Origin of the sequence: Bradyrhizobium sp. BRP56, assembly GCF_020194035.1 — a bacterium.
GTDB lineage: Bacteria > Pseudomonadota > Alphaproteobacteria > Rhizobiales > Xanthobacteraceae > Bradyrhizobium > Bradyrhizobium australafricanum.
The window spans coordinates 1-1,455 of sequence record NZ_JADYVV010000164.1 but is presented as its reverse complement, the minus strand read 5'-3'; the positions used below and the strand labels follow the sequence as shown (position 1 = coordinate 1,455).

Sequence of the window (1,455 nt, the reverse complement as noted above, 5' to 3'; positions counted from 1 at the left end):
CTAGCACTACTTTGGCAGAATGCGTTTACGCCACTGTTTTTCAAGGATTTGCTTTCGGCAACATGGGCACTGCTGGGACGGCGGCCGAAGGATGAGATCGACGATGGCGTGACGTACGGCGGGCATGGTTGGTTGAGGCGGAGGCCCGTTGATTCTTTTTTTTCCGCCCCGCGTATGCGAGGCGACGATGTTGCAGGAAGGCGTAGGCAATCATTGTCATCAGGGCGTGGCGATGAAGACCTTGCCATGATCGCCCTTCGAAGTGATCAAGTCCAAGCTCCTCCTTCAACTGCTGATGCGCCTGCTCACAAATCCACCGTGCCTTGATGGTTGCGGCCAGTGTGCGCAGATCCGTCGCCGCCGGAAGATTGGCGAGATAGTATTTCTTCTCCCCGGAGGCACGTTGCTCGCCAATGAGCCAGGCTTCGTCGCCTGGGAGATGCTGCTGACCTTTATCCCATATCCGCTGCGGAGGGCCGTCGGCGGTCCGGACACGGAGAGCAGCAAATTGGGCTTTGAGCCGACCTTTCGTCCCGCTACGCCAACTCACGGTTTTCCATTTGGCGCTGGCCAGCATTTGGTCTGCCGCAATCGATAAGACATCTGGCACGTGGTGCTTTCGTGGTTTCCCGCGGACTTTGGTAATCGGCCAAATGAGCTTCACATCAACCGGATACACTTTCAGGTGCCGAGGGATGCCGACAGCCCAGACCAGCCCGCGCTCTGTTAGCCCTTGTCGAAACGGTGCGCTGAGGCCGTATCCTGCATCCGCCAGCACACATCCAAAGCGCAGGTTGGCTGCCATCGCGCGGTCAATCTCGGCCAAAGCAATCTCTGGCTTGGACCGTGACGTTCGGTGTTCGACTGGCACGCGCGCGCGCTTCAGACGAGACATGTCGCTCGTCCAACTATCAGGCAGAAAGAGACGTAACGCGACCATCACTGGCACTTCGCCGCGCGCAAGCGTTAAAGACACCAGCGTTTGGCAATTTGCCGTTTTACCGAGAGCAGACGCGTATTGAGCCGCAACACCGACCGAGCGCTCACCCTTCTTCGGCAGTGAGGTGTCATCGATAACCAACACCGCATCTCTGCCGCCGACAAGTCGGTCCGCCTGGTTGAGCAGCTCAGTCTCCAGCGGCGTCGCGTCCCAGACACCGCCCGCAATGAAATGGTGCAACTGGTCGTAGTTGCTCGTGGCAAGGCGTTCCGCCATCGGCTGAACGCTCTTGCGATCGCCAGGACCGATCAATCCCGCAACGTACAGGGGACACATCCGTTGTCGGGTCTTATGACCCAGCCGATCCAAGAACGGCATCAGCCAGCGTTCGAGTTCGTCTTCCCATCCCGGCATGGTCAGCCCTCCAAGAGCCGACCACCCATGAATCATTGAAAAGTCGATTCGGGAATCCTATAAAACGCGACCAAATCAACAATCTGCCAAAGTAGTGCTAG

Annotated in this window: 1 protein-coding gene; it reads right to left on the bottom strand. The window is 57.9% G+C overall.

Translation table 11 applies throughout. From position 1 onward, the window contains the following. Positions 1–40 precede the first annotated feature (40 nt). Complete coding sequence (locus I6F38_RS43165) at positions 41–1,390, bottom strand: IS701 family transposase (RefSeq protein WP_225164680.1); 1,350 nt, start codon at positions 1,388–1,390, stop codon at positions 41–43. Between the last annotated feature and the right edge of the window lie 65 nt (positions 1,391–1,455).

Excerpts from the sequence above, each read along its gene's own strand:
- I6F38_RS43165 (WP_225164680.1), bottom strand. The coding sequence starts at position 1,390 with ATGATTCATGGGTGGTCGGCTCTTGGAGGGCTGACCATGCCGGGATGG.